The following is a 17,714-nucleotide window of genomic DNA, read 5'->3' as shown; positions in this document are numbered from 1 at the left end:
CCAGAGAGAATTGCTGCAGGCTATATTACCGACGGTAGATGCTAAACTCCGATCGAATGTGAACCTAATCTTTGCTATATTAAAGCCTATTATTTGACCGATTGTTGTATTATTTTGACAATTTAGGTAGAATTTGCAGTCTCTAGCTTCGAGAACTGCCTGATACACGATCGCGCGGGCGAGTTGAACCCGCATGGGTCAAGCGGTTTGGAGGCAGGTTAGGCAATTTGCGATCGGCACTCGCCATTTTCCGCAAGACGTGTTATACTCAAAAAAGTCGAGGGCACGTAGCTCAGTGGATAGAGCATCAGGTTCCGGTCCTGAGGGTCGGGGGTTCAAATCCCTCCGTGCTCATTTTCTATGTCTTTTGTGGAGTAAGGGTTTCAGGTTAATCATATTACCGATAGTCCTATTTTCCGCTCAAATTTCGCTCCTGTCTGTTCCAAGTATCTCCAAAACCACGTCCATATCTGCCAAGTTTGCCCCGGACTTTTTGCGCCGCGCTTTCAACTGGTTGAGCAAGTCGGCCGGTTCTGGAAATTCTGCGACGGTCGGAGCTGAGTTTTTACTTGCTTCCCGTGAGCGCCGCACTTCCTTAAGCTCTTGCTCCAACATTTGAACCTTCAGCCCCAAGTCACCGTTGCGCTCGTGTAACTGATTAAGTTCTGCATCCCATTCTGTAAGTTGCTTGTTGGCCACTTTCAATTCCTGCCTGAGTGATTCATCGTTGCCATCACTCAGGCACTCAATTTTCCCAGCCGTTCCTCAATGGCGGCCATCCGTTCCATCACGGGGTCAAGGCGATCGGCTACAGCCTTGTCTACAGCTTCTACCATACTTGTAGACAATTCTGTAGACACGACGCTGTTATTGTTTCGTGTAGACAAATTCGTAGACACTGTAGACACGACGTTAGTGTCACCAGGTGTAGATATTGTAGACAGCATTGTAGACGTGCATGAAAGTTCCTTGAGAATGCGTTGCGCAGCTTGACTCACCGACTCACCCTCTAGCCTCTGAGCTTCTATCCAGTTCAGGAAGTGACCGGAAGCCCTGAACGATACCACTTGACTTTGACTCATTGTAGACACCTGTATACATTATTTGTCTACAATAACAGACGGCTGTCAACACTGTCAACACATTGTCTACAAAACTTGTAGACACGAAAATCCCCCTATTCAGGGGGATGGGATTGAGTCGTCAATTGTCAGACAGCGGCTAAATTTTCCGCAGGTCACAAAAGAGAATTGAGATTACTCAGCCCCCCTTGTGTTTTTTTTGGTACGGCGCTGGTAAGCGAAACATTGTCTTCATAAAAGCTAAAAACGATTCAACCTCCCAGGTACTGACCTGGAAGGTTGAATAAACCACGGAGACTAAAGCTTGAGACAATCTTGTTATCCCTATCAAAATTGCCAGCTCATGAAAATTCCATCATGGCCCGCGTGGTTTCCTTATCCTATCTCATGGTTAAGGGGTTTCGTTCTTTCCAGGAGCTTCGGCTTTTTTGTAATCAGTGGCATCTCAGAAGTTAGTAACACTGGTGATTTTTTCATCTTGCTGACGGTTGCCTGGCTAGTGCAGCCATTCGTGTTCACATTCCTTCACTACCTGACTGCCGCAACGATCGAAGTAGCTATCACACGTTTACCGAGTCAAGTCCCGAACTACGATCGCATCCATAAATGGCTTACCAGCAAGCGGTGCTCGGGAACTTGGCGACACTGGAGAGAAGGATTAAATGCTTTCGTGGTTCTGTTCTTCGGCTTCTTCTTCTCGCTGTTCATTGGTGCACTTATTATTGCCGCGCCTTCTGATCGAGAATCTTCAATGTGGAAATTAAGAATTGCCCTCTACTGTTTGCCTGTTGCCACCGCTTACCTCTATCAATACGATCTTTGGGCGCGTCAGCGACGGGCGGCCAAGCAAGAAAGGCGATCGCCTGCTGCCACAAACTTACCCGCTCCAAATCCAATAGAACAAGAGCTCAACCAACTGAGCGCCGATGCTGGAGCAACTAGGATGCGACCTGTGAGACCAGCACCCCCCGAAGTTGCTGACTGGTACGTGTTCCGATCGGGTAAAGCCGAAGGGCCGTATACCGCGTTGCAACTCTGGGAGATTCAAAAAATCACAGCTCGCACAAAAGTTAGGCGGGGTGAAGCTGAATGGCAGCGCGCCGGTGAAATTTCAGAACTGGCAAAATTTCTCACTGAGAAATAGACAACAGGCTACAGTAAGTGATACTGAGCCAGTCGTTAACTAGATTTTCCGCAGGTTACAGAAGAGCATTGAGATTACTCGGCCACCCTTGTATCCTTCTCGCTCTTGCCAGTCAACTTTGCAACTTATGCTCGTGTGTATTTCAACGATACGGCCGTGCCAGTTGTAGCTAGCATCCTCTGGATTGTTGCCAGCCACCTTATCGCCGACTCGAAATGCTTTGAGCGGGTCGGAGCACGGGACACCCGTCAATATCTTTGTCAGTTTTTGCTTGTCAGAAAGGGGAAGTTTATCGATCATATTGAGTAACTCCAACAGAAGTGGAGAATCGTCGGTTCCATCGGTTCCACTGCTCTGTGTAAGGGTTTCGTCGGTTCCTTGGAACCGCCGTATCCCTTGCTGTGTCTACTGGAACCGATGGAACCGACGTTTTCGCAGTTGTCGCGGAACCTTGCACAAATCCAACTCCAAGCAAATATCTTTGTCCTCTTCGCTCCATTTCGTCTCGCCCCAAATATTTACACACTTGAACTTTAGGAAAAATCTCACTAAGCCTTGATGACAACTGGTTGATAGACTTCACAGGAGCATCATATTTATTGGAAAGTTCTTGCCAAATCAGCTTCTCTTTCCCTTTGCCATCAGGCTCTCTGTCTACAATTCCCATGCCTTCATACCAGTCCAACAGGATCTCCCATAGATCGGGAACCCAAACGCGACCATCAGATTGAACCTCCAAACCGACCTCGCGAGCAAACTGCCAAAGATGGCGACTTTCCTCCTGGGCTTTCTGCATTGCCTCCTTAGTTGCCTGGTAGTCGATACCCTCGGCAAGCAGCAAGGGCAGGCGCTCCAGCAACTTGTTAAGCATCGCCGGCGCAATTTGCTCAAGAATGAATTTTTCATCATCCTTAAAGCGCGGGTCGGCTTCTAATTGCCCCTCGGCAGCGATTGCATTTCGGACGTAGGTTTTGTCAAATCTTAGGATGCCGTATCGGTCGTCAATCGCGGCATTTCCCCCGGTGATGGATGGGAGCTTGTTGCAGTTGGCAAAAAAGATAGCGGTCGGCTTATATTCGTAGCTGTCTTTACCCTTCCGCTCGATGTCGATAGGGTCGCCCGTGATGAACTGCTTAAGGCTTTGGATGCCGTCGAGGTCTACTTTTGCAGTATTCTCTGAAGCCCAATTACAAAGGCTCCCCTCAATCCCTGCCAGAGTAAACTTGCGGCCGGTGTCGTAGGATTTGAAATCCGACAGCGACTTACCTGTCATCCCATTTCCATAAACTGCTGCGAGCACAGCGCGCAAGGTGTCTTTACCGTTCGACCCTTCCCCGTGGCAGAGCAAACCTTTTACCCCGCGCCCCGTCAGCTTTGAGCGCACCAATTTTAGATTGAGAGCAGCTGCAGCCGTCCGCAAAAATATCTCACGCTGCAATGGCTCCAAGCATTCCAAAAGGCGATCGCAATCTGTCGCATCAATGCTGGGTTCATACTTGCAACCTACATAGGTGTAGATATTTTTAGGGTCGTGTTGCAAAAGCTTGTGAGTACCGTCAGGATTGACCTTGACAACCCCGTTTGAACAATTCAAACCCTCAGGGTTGATAGTGTTCGGGTCTACTGCAAACCCTGCAATTACCCATTCATAAACCTGGTTAATGCTTGCAGAGTTCGCGTACTTTTTGCGAGGGACACCCCGCACCATCTCCGAGTAGTTGCTCAAGTAGTCACGGATGCGCCGCTTCTCTACAACTTCTGGCCGCAGCTCATAGTAGCTACCAATGAACTGGTAAAGCTGACCAGCAATAGACGCCCAGTGGCCCTCTGAATAAAGAGCCTCCTCAGCCTTTAAAACAAAGTTTTGTTCTGCAACTGCTGCGCTGCTTGGGATGTAGTCATCTTCACTACTAAAAGATGACAAAGATACTACATTCTCATACGTGCGCGGGCGTGAGGATGTAAAAATATTAGGTTTTGAAGTGTTAGCTTCCTTGCCATTTTTTTTCTGCCACTTCTCCCATTCAGTAAATGTTGGAGCTTCTGCGACAGCTTGCAAGAAAGCATCCCCACCTTTGCCCACGATGAAATCATCCATCCCTTTAAATTTGACATCCCAGCAAGTGATGTGGACGGTGCAACCGTTCTTGATTAGAAGGTTGGCAAACTTTATGATGGCGGCACAGCAAGAGGGGTTAGCGGCATAGTCTGAGTCAAAATCTATGTAATGAACAGTTCCGGGCTGCGCCCATTCCTCTACGAACTTCGCCAGATTCTTGTCTTTCCCCCAGTTCCACACACCAGTCAAGGCTATGACAGCTAAGCCAAGACTTAAGCCTGCGCCTGCCTTCTTAACACCCTCTGTCCAGTGGCGAGGGATTGACTTGTCACTATGAACCTTTGCCCAATAATTTTTGTCAGGCATTGCTAAGAAGATTGCGTCGGGTTCCATGCCGCTACCTGTGAGGTACTTGCGTTCTTTGGAGCCTTCGGGGTGATGTGCTTTGTCTGGCTTGCCTTGCCCGTACCATGTACCCATAAATGCACCTGTCCGCCAGTTAACGCCACGGCACCACCAGCCCCCCGTTTTAATGGGTTCCTTTGGACGGATGCGCTCGTTGAGTTCTTTGGCTGTTAGCGATTCGATGTTGAGACGTGCGGTCGCTTCAGATACGGCTGAGCCTTCTATCCACTCAGACAAGTGTTTCGCGGAAAAAGATTTTAGATTTTTATTGGAAAAATTCGATTCTTCTGGGTATGATATATCCACGAGATTACGGCTCACCGCCTGGTGAGTGTGTGCCAAAGACCGCTGACATCTGGTTCCAATAGCTGGCAGCGGTTTTTTGGTGTTTACAAATATTCGACAAATGTAGGGCAAACAGGTTGGAACCGCCCCTCTATTGCGGATGTAAAGGCTGATACAACACGTTGCCTCCCACTACTGCACTGCCTACTCGAAATTAATTCTCTTCCCTCCGACATCTTCAACCGCAGTAGCAATAGGTTGCTCCCCCCTCGCTCGCATAAGAGCGGCGATCGCCTGCGTAAATGTCTGACTATTGACTTTAACATTTAACGCCTCAACTTCTTGCTCTGTAAGTATTTGAGTGAATGGCATCCGCGACAAACCGTTGCAGCAGAACGCTTTGTCATAGGTTTTGATTTAGGTGTAAAAAGTAGTTCCATCTAATTGAGTGTGTTTGGTCTTGATGCAAAGTGCTACGAATCAACCCTAGGGTTGCGCATAATACCCAAGTGCTTGTATTAAAAACCAACCCTAGGGTTGGGCTTAAGTACACCATGCGCTTAAATCTTTGCTGTGCGAGGGCTTCAGCTCGAAAGATTTTACCGACCCCTAAGGCTCCGCAGAATCTCTTATAGATGAACTCCCTCTGATAGTACGTTTGCTAACTTTCCCGGAACCTATTAGGTTTCCCCGGGGAGTAACGCTAGCAACAGGCGCTACAGCCACTCCCTCAGTGAACGCTTTTACAACGATTCAGCTACTCCTCGACTAAGCGTTTGTACTCACCCTCGTATTGCGGCACACACTCCAAATTTTCCAAGTAGTACGAGAAAAAGTCGGGCTGCCCTATCCTCGGATAAAAATGCTCATTCGATTGCCAAGTAAACCCCTTAGCCGTGAATGAAGCCAGTAAATCAGAAATCTGGGATTTACTGCCAACAACTCTGATATCCGCTGCTTGTTGCTTCTTTGCCATCTCTTGACCCTAATGCAGCTTTTATTCATCACTACTTTTTGGTTATACCGGGTATTACTCAACCCGGTGAACTGGCAAGGGCGCGGCCGGGGGGGGGCGGGCCATAAACCCGCCTCCCCCCCCCGGCTCACGTTTCTAATCGTCTAGCACGTTGCCTACTTTTCAAACCAAGCCTCTCTCACCATCAAAAATTGCTGGGGTAAGTGCTGGTAGTCGAAGTAATAACAAGCGAGGGCGAGCGCATTCGCCTTGTCGTCTTTGTTGGAAAGACCGAGAGTGTTTCTGCAATAGCTCGGAAGTTTATTGCCAACAAGTCGTACCTCGACTCCTGCCCGTGCAAGCTGAATTACCCAAGACCGTTGATGGTTGCTCCTGGTAGGTCTTATAACTGCCACGTGAGGGTCTAAATTCAACAAATGCTTAATTCCCCTAGCGTCAGCTTTCAAGTTGCAAAACTCTAAAGAGTTGTAAGCCTTTTGGGGCTGTGAGGGTCGGTGTATTAGCAAGCAGCCGACAACAGAAGACTTACAAATATCCAGCCCCAAGACTCTAAGCCCAGGCGCTGAATTCTTCCCTGTGTCAAGCGATTGAGGCTGAATGTCCACTTTGTCTACAGTGTCTACAACCTGCGGGGGAATGCCGTAGGTTTCCAGCAACGCTTCCCACGTAGCAGTTTTTGAAAGCTTGCCGAACCGCTTTGCCTCTTCACTCGTAAAACCACAATCGGAAGCGATTGCCCTGAGTTGGTCAATTCGGCGGTGGCTAATCATAGGTTTATTCATTGCCACCTCCTAACTCATTGGCGGCTAAAACTACTTGGATAGTCTGGAAAGCTTTCTGCAACCACCCAGCCATTTCGGTCTGAGACTCTGGGACAAAATCAAGCCAATACTGCAAAAGTAAAAGGGCTTTGGATACCTCTGGACTGGTTGCCAAGTCCCTATCTTCCAGCTCGGAAAGGTGATGGTCTAGCGACGTGAGGATGATTTCGCAATGGCGAATAGTTTGGAGTGCGTCTATACTCCGTCCTATCAGCTTGCCCAGCTCGTGACAAGTTTTGCGATCGAGAGACACCATATCCCCCGGCGCAGACGTTAACTTTTGCGATCGCCCTTCCGGGGTCGCGTCATTTTTTGGCATAATAAATCCGCTCCAAGCGTTCTACAACAACGTTTGGGGAAGTCGTGACTTGTTCGGTGTTAGCGCACCGGGCAGTCGCGCCTCAATCTTCCTTGTTACTTACGATCGCAGTATTGCAGCCACTTGTCAAGGGGTGGCTGCAAAGTTTTGTTTCAGATTATTCAGCGAGTAACTCCATCACTTCGTGGGGTGTAATGCCGTAAATAGCGGCTAGCAGTTTGATACTTTTCACATCACTACCTAACTGCTTAAGTACCCCAATTGCACTACCCAAAGGAATAGCTTCCTTCGTAGACTGAGTTAATAAATCAATAGTTGTCTCAGTGTTAGCGCGACGCTTGTAAACAGTTTCATTCATCTGTGGTGAATGCCCCAAACTTTTAGCTCTTGTTTCCTGAGACATTCCAGCCATTTGACCACTGAGATTAGCGAGATGGCGTAAAGCGTGGGTTTGGGTAAAACCTTTATTCCATCTTCTTAAAATATTTTGGGCGCGGTCGCTATACAGTCCAGCAATTGTTTTCGGGTTACTTGATAGTGTTCCAATCTCAGGCAACTTACCTGACTTAATTTCTAGGCACTCTATCAAGTCAGGATGAGTAGGGGGAAGCATCGGCACACACAGTCGGTAGCCCGTTTTGGTTGTCGTGTCGAGTAAGGTCTTATCACCAACTACAGCAATCATCTTTATGTTGTTTGGCTCAATCAGTGCTGGGATAATAACGCCATCCTTTGTTTTAAAAGGTTTGTCAATGTTCTGAACAGCAAACACCTCGTGAACCCGAAAGCCGTACACCATCTGCATTGAGAATACCCACAGCCACCGTTTGCGTGATTCCAGATGGTATCGCTTATCATCTGAGACACTGAGAACCTGAATACGAAGCTTGAGAAAATCATCGACTGACAAGGTTTGAAGGTCTTCCCGAAATTCTGTTTGCGTACCGTCAATTTCTTTAAGTCTACACAACAACTCAGTATCGCCAATAGTCTCAGCTAGTTTTTTCATGGCGCACAAGCAGTTCTTAAAGCATTTAGTTCCTGGCTTCTTAATGTGAATGACTGACAAAACATCTACTGAGTTTATAATCGCCTCCTTGGGCAACAGTTTAAAATATTGTCCGTAAACACACCCCCAGGAGCTTTGATGGCTAGCATTATTCCTGTCACGTTGTTGACGGCGTTTAGTGCGTCCTTCCCAGTATTCTTTTTCTACTTTTGCTATCGCCTCACCAAACGTCATCAAATCATTTTTGATGACGTTTTTATCCAAAATAACATCATCATACCAGGCTAAAAATCGGCTCTCGCTAGAGAATGATTGTAACGCGCTAGCAACTAGATGAGCTTTCCTCAGGGCATCAGTGATACCTTGCATTGTCAGGTAGCACCCACAGGTTCTGTTGACCCGCTTGTCACCTAACTTGAATTGCAGCGTTATGTAACCACCGCTAGCTTTCCTGTCTCTTTTTAGCCCTACGCCCTTGGGACATTCTTTCTGTGCTTGTTGGAAGTAGTCTAGAATCCGCTCGTAGCCAACAAGGTAGTCTGCGGTGGTACTTACCGTGACAGGATTTGATTTTTCGCTCATCTTTCGCTCCCTACTCTGACAGTGCTGAGTTTGACTGATGCACTCAGCCTACAGCAAGTCGCTCAGTGTTCGCTCAAATCAAAAACAGGACTTTCAGAGTGGGTGCAAAAAATGGCTAGAACGACGGAAAATCGTAATTCAAGAGCGAGGCTTCGACTCCCTCCGTGCTCATTTAAATTTATCAAAAAATAGGGTTAAAACCCCGTCATAAAACAACTGCTTTGTGTTATAATTGCGCGCCCGTTGGGGTAGGGAACTGCCACGACTCGCTTATGGATAGGTCGAAAACATCAGACTATTTCGGTAGCGGATTTTGATGAAGTGTCAAGAATCACCGCAGGTTCGATCGGGCGCTGAGTGTTTCAACAAATGAGTGATTTTGAGAGACCGGGGACAGGTTTTTGTCCTCGGTCTCAATTATTGTGATTTAAGCGTCACTGTCAAAAATCGAATTGGTGCTGTAGTCGCAGATCCGGGACTGATTGCGCCCCTGTTGCTTGGCACGGTAGAGTCCACGATCTGCGATCGCAATCAAGTCAGCCGATGATAGTTCCAAAATCGGAATCAAGTTGGCGATACCCATACTAATAGTAACTACATCGCTCACATCAGAGGTTTTGTGAGGAATATTTAAAGCTTGAATAGCAGCGTGAATCCGTTGTGCCACCGAACTCGCTCCTTCCAGATCGGTATTAGGCAAAATAATGGCAAATTCTTCCCCGCCGTAACGCGCCACCAAATCCGCCGGACGGTACACCACCTCTTGCACAGTCTGAGCAAGTTTGAACAGACAATCATCCCCCATTTGATGACCGTAGCAATCATTATAACGTTTGAAATAATCCACATCAAACAACAAAAGAGAAATCGGTTTTTTTTCCCGGTATAGCCGCTGCCATTCATGCTCTAAGCGGTCATTAAAACAGCGGCGATTAGCAATTTGAGTCAACCCATCAATATTAACCACTTGTTCTAAGAGGTGAGTAGCCCGGGCTAGTTCTTCGTTAGAGAGTGCCAGTTGTTCATTAATTACTCTCAGTCGCGCTTGGGCCTGCTGCCTTTCTACCAATTCCTTCTGCAACTTATGAAAAATATCCGCTTGTTTAATGGCGACCGCTAACTGATTAGCGATCTGTTTAACAAGGTCAATTTCACATTCCTCCCATTGCCGAGGAGCCGAACATTGATGAATACATAACAACCCCCACAAATCTTGTCCATTAAGCAACGGCGCCACTAAATTAGCCAGAACCGGAAATTGTTTCCAAAGAGCGCGGCAACAGTGTTGAAGGTCAATCTTATTGATACCTTCTACTACCTGCATTCTATTTTCTTGAGATGGTTCCGGGTATTTCTCACCACAATAATACTCGTTAAATTGATTTATACTTACCAATTCACATCCTTCGCCTACGGATTCTGAAACAAACTCACCATATTCAAAATTACTGTCAGGATAGAACTTAAATATGCCGACGCGCTCGGCATCAAGAAACAGGCGAATCTCCCGGGAAGCCATCTCAAAAATTGTAGACAAATCAAGAGATTGACGGATGTGGTGAGTAATTTCTTGAAGTAATATCGCTTTGTCGTACTGTTGCCGCAGAGCGATTTCCGCTTGCTGTTGGGCGAGAATAGCTGCCTCTGCTGCTTTTTTTGCTTTAATAATTTCACCTTCGTAGAGGATACGCTGGCGGATACAGATCAAGATGCAATCAGTGACGAAGTTTCCTCCCTTCTCCCGACGCACAGCGTTGATCAGCATGGGTATATCAATACCCTGCTTTGACCTTAATGATAAGTAAATTTCCTCTACTTTACCGTGGAGCTTCAACAGGGGGAAGAAATGGGTTTGAAAGAAAATCCGGCTGCCGATGGGCAGAATCGATTCTATTTTCTGTTCCCGCAGTTCATCGGTTTCGTGTCCGAGTAATTGCAGTAATGTGGCGTTGACCATTACGATCGTACCATCGTCAGCAAACGAGAGGAATCCACAGGGTGACGTGTTGAGTAGGTCGTCTATCTGGTAGGTCATGTTTGCTATACAATTCAGGTAGTATGAGGTGCACTCAAATACTTCATCATCATCTCGATCGTCTCTTGTGGATGACTCATGTGCGGGCAATGTCCCGTAGCTTTCATCAGCCCTAGCGTACTTTTAGGCAGGTGGCGGTGGAGGTAATACCCTACCTCGGTGGGAGCGATCGCGTCATCAGCACATTGCAATATCAGTGAAGGTACTGACACCTTGGGTAAATCACTGCGATTGTCCGAGTAAAAAGTCACCTCGGCAAAGCGACTTGCTATCACCGGATCGGTGGAGCAAAAACTTGCCTCAAGCTCATCACTTAACTCCGGACGATCCTGATTCTGCATCACCATTGGCGCCATAAAGCTTGCCCAACCAATGTAATTTTTCTCCATGATATCGAGGAGCTCCTCAATATCTTTGCGCTCAAACCCTCCGTAATAATTTGGTAAATCATTGATGTAGCAGGGTGAAGGTCCTATGAGTATCAAGCGGTCCCAGTAATTAGGAGCTTGAATTGAGGCCAGAATGCCGATCGTACTGCTGACAGAATGACCGACAAAAATTACATCAGTCAACGCCAATTCTTCACAGATATCGAGGACATCTTGAACATAGCCATTGAGGTCGCTGTACCGTTTAGAACTGTAGGCACTAATATCTGACTTGCCACAACCTACAAAATCAAATAGGATGATTTTGTAGTTTTTCTCGAAGGCCGGTGTTACGAAACGCCACATATTTTGATCGCACCCAAATCCATGAGCAAACATTATGGTCTGGGTGCCTTGTCCAAACACTTTTATATTATTCCTCAGTATAATTTTGTGAGTCATTTGAGGGACACGAGCATTAAATTGATTATAAGACTTTTGGGCGCTTTTATAAGGATTGCTCATCCCAAATAGTGGTAGACAACAATTGAGGATGTCGGATTAATTGAGTGGCAACCTCAGCACTGACAGGCTTGCTAAACATCTAACCCTGCCAGATTTCACAGCCGATCCCTTGTAACTATTGCCATTGCGCTGGGGTTTCAATTCCTTGGGCAATTGTGCCCTGATTTAAGCCAGGTGCCATTGCAGCTAGGGCCTTGCCAATTCAGCGATCGCTCGGATCCCTGGCTAAATCGCGCACAAATAAGCGAGCGATTTTGAGCGACTTCAGCGTCCAAGTTTTCAGGTAGTTAAAAGCAGCATAGGCAGTCCCAAAATCCTCGACAGAAATCCCAATACCACGCTCCGATAATTGGCTCAAAATATTGTAGGTCATGTTAAAATTAAGCATCATTGCCGTTTTGGTAATCTCTAGCCATAGATATTTCTGCCTCATCTCGGTGCGCTCAAGAATGCGATCGATCTTAGCGATTAAAGTCGGTTGGGGGAGTTGATATGCCGACCGATTCACCGCGATATTAGGAAGAATTACTCCTCCTAACCACTGCTGATCTTGCCAACAAGCTTGCTCTAAAATCCCTTCGCTCTTGGGACCAAATCAATCCAGTTTATAAAGGCGATGGAAATAAATCGATCGGGAGGAATCCAACCTAGTTCAGGAGAATGCCATCCTGGGAGAACTTCAACAGCCGCAAGGCTACCTGTTTGCAAATCGAGCTGAGGCTGATAATACAGCAAGCATTCGCCTTCCCAGCACAATTCAAGGGATTTTCGATCGCCTGGGTATTGGATTCTGGCGAAGGTATTGTTGCTGTGTAAAAACTATAGGTATTGCGCCCCGAACCCTTAACACGATATAGGGCAATATCTGCCTTTTTGAGCAAGGTATCGACAATCATTCCAGCTTGTGGATATAGGGAGATGCCAATCTGGTAATGATGTGTAAATAATGATTTTGTGGCGTTGCTGAATTTAGGTATGATGGGGCGGTCACCGCTGACGAAGGCAGGTCGCATAGGGTTCAAATCATGGTATATAAATGAGGCGGTGCTTAATCAGGGTATGAAAAAAATAAGTTGAAAATCCAGAAGCTTTGTGGATACTGGTTTCTATGAGTGGCATATTTAGCCTTTCACACCGTAAATCAGCAACGCCCGGATTTTGATTGCAGCAGTAAAAACTGACTGCAATAAAAATGCGAGAGCCGAATAGCCTTATTCATGGTTTCGGCGCTGACTTCTGTTGGCAGTGTGGTTGCCTCCATATTTTCCAGGCAGTGAATCACCACTGCAAATCGAGCGGTGTAACTGATTTGCTTCTCTAAAAAATAGGAGTAAGCAGGATTACTATCAAAATTTGAATCTTGTCCCCGGCGCAAATCTTCCCTGTGATTCCAGAAGATATCCGAGCTGGGAGGGGGGAGTACGAGCAAGGTTTCTGGCCGCCGCTGCAAGCCCTCAATCAAATTTTTGAGCGGACCGTAGACATTCACCTTGACCGTTGACATTTCCGCGAAATTGTGGGGGATGGATGCGATCGCCGGAAGGAAGCGACTCAACATCCCCTCGGGGTAACTGGCGACATTAAAAATTCTCTTAGCCACGGCGGGCTGGATTTTCCCAGTCAAACTCAAAGTCTGATTCTTGAAAGAGTAGGAGGCGTTTTTAGAGTCCACTCGCTCAACACTTCCCCCCAGCGGTTTATTCCAAGCTTTTAGTAAGAATTGCTTTTTCCCGCCTTTCCCCCTGGTAAACCGATCGAGCGAATCGAAGACTCCCGCAAGTTGATTTTGCACCAGCAGGCAGCCCTGTTTTGGTTCTTGTTCCGAAATTCTTTTAGTTAGAGCTTGACCGGTGGCTTCATCGAACAACCACTTCTTAGGTTTGCAATACTTAGCTTCGTAATTCCTGGGGTTTTCGTCGGAATCAAACTTTTTAGCTTTTTCCTGTTTTCCGAGAGTTTTCCAAGCTTCTTTTAACCGCTCAAGCTGAATAAAAGCCTCTGCCACCCGCTCGCGATCGGCATTATGCATTTCCTGCAACGGCTTAAGCAAAATCCCTCGCGTCCCGCTGCCGGTACTGGGGTGGCAGATGTCGGCCGTGAAGAAAATCGGATATTCAATATGGGAATCCTCAACTGAGTAGCCTTTCTTGAGTTCAATCCCAATTCGGCTGCCCAAAACTGTACCTATAACTGGCAGCAAAGTTTGTAGAATCCGTACCGGATCTACCCGATCGCTCTGAGCCTTAGAAAGTAGCGCCATTGCCAGTGCCTCTGGAAATATCCAGCACAAATCAATCGGAGCTTTTTCCATCTGGTATACCACTTCTGTGTTTAATTAGGTACGCTTGGGCATTGGGGATTGATAAGATTGTACCTCACCTCCTTAATAACCGCTATAACGGTCAATCGATTTGAGATTTTAGATTTGAGATTTTCGATTGACCCCACTGATAAATGCTCTTTCTTGAGGATTTTCGATTTGGGATTGATTCCACGGATTTATCACGTGGCGGGTACCACCTTTGAAATTCGCTTGTAACAAAATCACTGGCTCGGAAAAACTCCGTGTTATTTCATGCAAAAAAATGAATAATTTTGGTTGAGCGGCAAAACCCAACCTACTTTTAATGAAGAATCACTGCTAACTCTCAAATATCCTCCTCGTCTTGACCTTGCACACCCTGGAGAATCCGCGATAGCTCACTCTTTTCATTAATCGTAATGCGAGTAGGAGAACCGCTGATAATCCGTTCGTAACCACGGAACGAATCTTTAATTTGCGGCCCTCTTTCAGTAATCGTGTATTCCCGAATTCCTTTATCGTGCCACGAACCGCGCATCTTAAACACATTAATTGCCCGCGACATTTCTCCTCGAATCTCTACATACTGCAGCATGATAATCGTGTCAGTAATCGTAGAAATATGGGAGTCTGTTATCGAATGAGAACCCATAAACTGGTCGCTTGTGTTCGTGAAAAAGCCTGTTATTTCTTCCTGCTTCGCAAAACCTGTCACTCCGATCACAAATTGCCTGAAAGCATTATTGCTGACACCCCTAGCTAAGGCCGACAGGGAGTCTATAGCAATTCGAGAAGGTTTGAAATCAGCAATTTCTGATTTAATAGTTTGCAAGTGGTCTTCCAAACCGGCTGATTCCGGGTAAGTACACAGCAGCTTCAGCAGTCCTTTCTCTTCCATTTCCTCAAAATCAATGCCCCAAGAATAAGCATTGCGGAACAACTGAGCTCGCGACTCTTCATAGGCAAAAAGCAGCGCCCGATTGCCGTTCATACAAGCATTCTGCAAGAATTTGCTCACCAAGAGCGTTTTGCCGGTTCCCGTTGCACCCGTAGCCAAAATAATTGAGTCTTTGAAGAAACCGCCACCGCACATCTCGTCGAGAGTTTTATCGCCGGAAGAAACCCGCACGTTAGAAGACTTTTGAGTTAATCGCATCGCTCCCAATGGGAAAATATTAATTCCGTCATTAGTCATAGTAAAAGGATATTCGCCCTTCATGTGAGTTGTACCCCGCAACTTCAAAATTTCTATGGTGCGGCGGCGGCGTTCTCCTTCCAAAACGTTGCGAACAATCACTACATTATCCGACACAAACTCTTCCACCCCAAACCGTGCCACAGGGCCGTATTCTTCCACCCGTTCCGTAGTCATAACTGTAGTTGCTCCTACTTGTTTGAGGCGCGCAACTAAACGAAAAATTTCTCGTCGTACCACCGATGCAGCGTCGTACTGCTGAAATACGGCTGTTACCGAATCTATGGAAACCCGCTTGGCTTTGTACTTGCGAATGGCGTACTGAATTCGCTCAATTAAGGCTGATAAATCAAAATTTCCTACGATATCTTGACCTTCCGGATCGGGGGAAGCGTCCAAAATAAATAGCTTGCCTTCATCGATTAACTGTGCCAGATCCCAACCGAAGCTGCAAGCATTTTTAATAATATCTGTGGGAGACTCTTCAAAAGTTACGAACACTCCAGCTTCGTCAAAATGGGTAATTCCGTTATAGAGAAATTGTACGGCAAATAAAGTTTTTCCCGTTCCTGACGTGCCGCTGACTAGGGTGGTTCTGCCGAGTGGCATTCCGCCGTGACTGATGTCATCGAAACCCTCAATCATGGTGCGGATTTTTTCAACTCCTCCCGTTAGCAATCCTTCTCGTTGAACCGTTTGACTAATTTCATTCATGTCGATTTTTGTCAACTCTCCGTATTATTTAGTTGTCAGTCATTAACCGCCGATCATGAGTCTTTGTACCCAGCTTTTAGTTTTGACTCTTGCTCAATAACTAATGACTGCCGACTGCTGACTAATGACCCCGCCCAAAAACAGATACCGTGCCACGTACTCCTGTCGTGGAGAGATCAAAATTTTAGACTCTTGTTCAAGGTCCCAGATTCATCTGTGGAGTAAATCTAAAATCTCAAATCCTTCGACGATCGCGCGACTCGACGGCTCGACAGAGCGCGAGCCGAACGTCTCACGCCCTCGTCTCAAATCTAAAATCGACTGACTCTCACCTGATTATCTTATGAATGCAGGTTTTCTTCGCGCAGTTCTTCATAGAGCAAATCTAATCCTATCAGAACTTTCTCGCGATCGGACAAATCGCCAATAATTTTTCGCACCGGCGGCGGCAGGATTTTCGACAGTGTTGGGGTTGCCAATATTTTGTCCTCTTCTGCTAGCTGAGGATTTTTGAGAACGTCTATGACTTTCAGCGCGTAGACTCCTTGAAATTCTTGTTCTAAAATGTCCTTGAGGGTTTTCAAAGCTCGCACGGAGTTGGGAGTATTCCCCGCAACGTACAGCTTCAGAACGTAGGTTTTCTTGAGAGAACTCATAAACTTTTTTAAATGTTGAGTATTAGTTGTCAGATGTTAGTTATAATTGTTATTTGTCTTAAATCCGCTGTTCTTTGTTATTTTATAATAATTTCCGCCTCGCGATCGCGCGCCGGTTTGTCTTCTCCTTTCTCCTTTGTTAAATTCTATCTTCTACTTTCTTCTTGCTTAAATTGTGCCGCCTCCCTTTTACCTTTTACTTTGAGATGCCTCTTTCGGAATCGATCGCCTGTACATCTCGCACATATGAGCGAGGGCGTCAATCAGAGTCAAGCGGTAATCGAGCAATATTTCCTCGTTGCGCCCTTCTAATTTTAGCTGTTTAGCAAACTCGTCCATCAATTCCATGTGAATTTCTACAATTTGAGTGACGGGAACGTCAGCAAAAAAAGCCAAATTCACAAATTCATCTATTTGATTGTTGACCGCCGCATCTTGAGAAAAATAATTCAAAAGGATGTCGCGATAACTTGACTTGAGTTGCTCCAAAAACTTTTGCTTCTCGGGTGCTGACAGATTTCGCAAAAAAATCTGTGAATTTCTTTTATAATAGACACCTAAGTATCCTAATCGCTCGCGTAATTTTTCCGCCAGCCGCCGCTGCTGTCGGCTTAGCAAACTTTGAGCCGTTAATTGGACCGTCGCATCGACCGTTGCGGATGGGTAATTGACAGGAACCGGAGTTGAAAGTTTCAGAAATTGGGCGATCGCCCGATCGATACTTGAAGCTATTTCGCTCGCTCGAGCGATTGCCAGTTGCACCTCAGCAGGGTGATAAAAAAAAGTACAGCTTTCCTCTTGACTTTTGTTGGCGGTACTGGCTGCCGCCTCAAAACCATCTGAATAGGGTGCTTCGGGCCTTCCTTCCAACCCTGGCTGGGGTGAAAAAATCACCGCCGGCAAAAAGATCGATCGTTCTTGCAGCTTGCCCAGAAGCGATTGCAGATCCCGATCCACCTCAAAAACCAAACAATCAAGGTGATAATTGTGCTTAAGGAACCCCAAAAACTCCACTGCCGACTTAATGTGCGTTAAAGCATAGCGTTCGCTCCTCAAAAGCTCGATCGCAGAGGCTGCGATTTCCTCAGAGCGGATAAAAATACCGATAGACAGTTGGGGAACTAAAGCAGTAGGTGCACCACCTAAGTTGCCCGAAAGTGCTGGATCGCTCAGAGTTGATATCTCCTTTTAAAAAAACTTAACATTGTAACAATCATCTCAACATTTATTTTAACCA

Annotated in this window: 19 protein-coding genes and 1 tRNA gene; 2 read left to right on the top strand and 18 right to left on the bottom strand. The window is 46.4% G+C overall.

Annotated elements, in window-relative coordinates; translation table 11 throughout:
• Positions 1 to 281: 281 nt before the first annotated feature.
• A tRNA-Arg gene (locus QUB56_RS15665) sits at positions 282 to 354 on the top strand.
• 66 nt (positions 355 to 420) lie between these two features.
• Here QUB56_RS15665 and QUB56_RS15660 read toward each other — a convergent pair.
• Positions 421 to 699, bottom strand: coding sequence for a flagellar alpha dynein (locus QUB56_RS15660; RefSeq protein WP_332956283.1), 279 nt, complete (start codon positions 697 to 699; stop codon positions 421 to 423).
• A gap of 38 nt (positions 700 to 737) precedes the next feature.
• Entirely contained in the window at positions 738 to 1,082 is a 345-nt protein-coding gene (locus QUB56_RS15655; RefSeq protein WP_332956281.1) for a hypothetical protein, read from the bottom strand.
• 343 nt (positions 1,083 to 1,425) lie between these two features.
• On the opposite strand from QUB56_RS15655, the gene QUB56_RS15650 reads away from it, so the two are divergent.
• The gene (locus tag QUB56_RS15650) at positions 1,426 to 2,226 is read left to right on the top strand and encodes a DUF4339 domain-containing protein (protein WP_332956278.1); all 801 of its coding nucleotides are present in this window, start codon (positions 1,426 to 1,428) and stop codon (positions 2,224 to 2,226) included.
• Between the two features lie 39 nt (positions 2,227 to 2,265).
• Here the strand turns inward: QUB56_RS15650 and QUB56_RS15645 are convergent, their stop codons facing one another.
• The 16 genes from QUB56_RS15645 to QUB56_RS15575 all read right to left on the bottom strand — a co-directional run bounded on the left by QUB56_RS15645 (position 2,266) and on the right by QUB56_RS15575 (position 17,578).
• On the bottom strand, positions 2,266 to 2,526 hold the full coding sequence (locus tag QUB56_RS15645; RefSeq protein WP_332956276.1) for a hypothetical protein: 261 nt from the start codon (positions 2,524 to 2,526) through the stop codon (positions 2,266 to 2,268).
• Positions 2,516 to 4,927 (bottom strand): DUF3854 domain-containing protein, encoded by a 2,412-nt coding sequence (locus QUB56_RS15640; protein ID WP_332956275.1) that lies wholly within the window; start codon positions 4,925 to 4,927, stop codon positions 2,516 to 2,518. Before QUB56_RS15640 ends, QUB56_RS15645 begins: the two co-directional genes overlap by 11 nt.
• 252 nt (positions 4,928 to 5,179) lie before the next feature.
• Entirely contained in the window at positions 5,180 to 5,347 is a 168-nt protein-coding gene (locus QUB56_RS15635) for a hypothetical protein (protein ID WP_332956274.1), read from the bottom strand.
• Positions 5,348 to 5,732: 385 nt separating this feature from the next.
• Entirely contained in the window at positions 5,733 to 5,951 is a 219-nt protein-coding gene (locus QUB56_RS15630; RefSeq protein WP_332956273.1) for a hypothetical protein, read from the bottom strand.
• Positions 5,952 to 6,106: 155 nt separating this feature from the next.
• The gene (locus QUB56_RS15625) at positions 6,107 to 6,733 is read right to left on the bottom strand and encodes a hypothetical protein (RefSeq protein ID WP_332956271.1); all 627 of its coding nucleotides are present in this window, start codon (positions 6,731 to 6,733) and stop codon (positions 6,107 to 6,109) included.
• Complete coding sequence (locus QUB56_RS15620) at positions 6,726 to 7,091, bottom strand: hypothetical protein (RefSeq protein WP_332956270.1); 366 nt, start codon at positions 7,089 to 7,091, stop codon at positions 6,726 to 6,728. The genes QUB56_RS15625 and QUB56_RS15620 overlap by 8 nt, the downstream gene beginning before the upstream one ends.
• A gap of 157 nt (positions 7,092 to 7,248) precedes the next feature.
• The gene (locus tag QUB56_RS15615) at positions 7,249 to 8,682 is read right to left on the bottom strand and encodes a hypothetical protein (protein ID WP_332956268.1); all 1,434 of its coding nucleotides are present in this window, start codon (positions 8,680 to 8,682) and stop codon (positions 7,249 to 7,251) included.
• Positions 8,683 to 9,109: 427 nt separating this feature from the next.
• Positions 9,110 to 10,717, bottom strand: a complete 1,608-nt coding sequence (locus QUB56_RS15610; protein ID WP_332956267.1) for a diguanylate cyclase domain-containing protein — start codon at positions 10,715 to 10,717, stop codon at positions 9,110 to 9,112.
• A gap of 14 nt (positions 10,718 to 10,731) precedes the next feature.
• Complete coding sequence (locus QUB56_RS15605; protein WP_332956266.1) at positions 10,732 to 11,484, bottom strand: alpha/beta hydrolase; 753 nt, start codon at positions 11,482 to 11,484, stop codon at positions 10,732 to 10,734.
• Between the two features lie 328 nt (positions 11,485 to 11,812).
• A complete protein-coding gene (locus QUB56_RS15600) occupies positions 11,813 to 12,184 on the bottom strand; it encodes an EAL domain-containing protein (protein ID WP_332956336.1) in 372 nt (123 codons plus the stop codon).
• On the bottom strand, positions 12,178 to 12,318 hold the full coding sequence (locus QUB56_RS37255) for a hypothetical protein (RefSeq protein WP_445243360.1): 141 nt from the start codon (positions 12,316 to 12,318) through the stop codon (positions 12,178 to 12,180). The genes QUB56_RS15600 and QUB56_RS37255 overlap by 7 nt, the downstream gene beginning before the upstream one ends.
• Positions 12,258 to 12,623 carry a hypothetical protein gene (locus tag QUB56_RS15595; protein WP_332956264.1) on the bottom strand — a complete coding sequence of 122 codons (366 nt, stop codon included), beginning with the start codon at positions 12,621 to 12,623 and terminating at the stop codon, positions 12,258 to 12,260. Before QUB56_RS15595 ends, QUB56_RS37255 begins: the two co-directional genes overlap by 61 nt.
• Before the next feature lie 128 nt (positions 12,624 to 12,751).
• Positions 12,752 to 13,921, bottom strand: a complete 1,170-nt coding sequence (locus QUB56_RS15590) for a DUF3987 domain-containing protein (protein ID WP_332956262.1) — start codon at positions 13,919 to 13,921, stop codon at positions 12,752 to 12,754.
• Between the two features lie 337 nt (positions 13,922 to 14,258).
• Entirely contained in the window at positions 14,259 to 15,821 is a 1,563-nt protein-coding gene (kaiC, locus tag QUB56_RS15585) for a circadian clock protein KaiC (RefSeq protein ID WP_332956260.1), read from the bottom strand.
• Positions 15,822 to 16,162: 341 nt separating this feature from the next.
• Positions 16,163 to 16,477 (bottom strand): circadian clock protein KaiB, encoded by a 315-nt coding sequence (gene kaiB, locus QUB56_RS15580; RefSeq protein ID WP_332956258.1) that lies wholly within the window; start codon positions 16,475 to 16,477, stop codon positions 16,163 to 16,165.
• A gap of 189 nt (positions 16,478 to 16,666) precedes the next feature.
• Positions 16,667 to 17,578 carry a circadian clock protein KaiA gene (locus QUB56_RS15575; protein WP_445243359.1) on the bottom strand — a complete coding sequence of 304 codons (912 nt, stop codon included), beginning with the start codon at positions 17,576 to 17,578 and terminating at the stop codon, positions 16,667 to 16,669.
• Positions 17,579 to 17,714: the final 136 nt, after the last annotated feature.

The organism is Microcoleus sp. AR_TQ3_B6, from assembly GCF_036702785.1.
Taxonomy (GTDB): Bacteria; Cyanobacteriota; Cyanobacteriia; order Cyanobacteriales; family Microcoleaceae; genus Microcoleus.
This window is presented reverse-complemented; position numbering and strand designations above follow the sequence as displayed.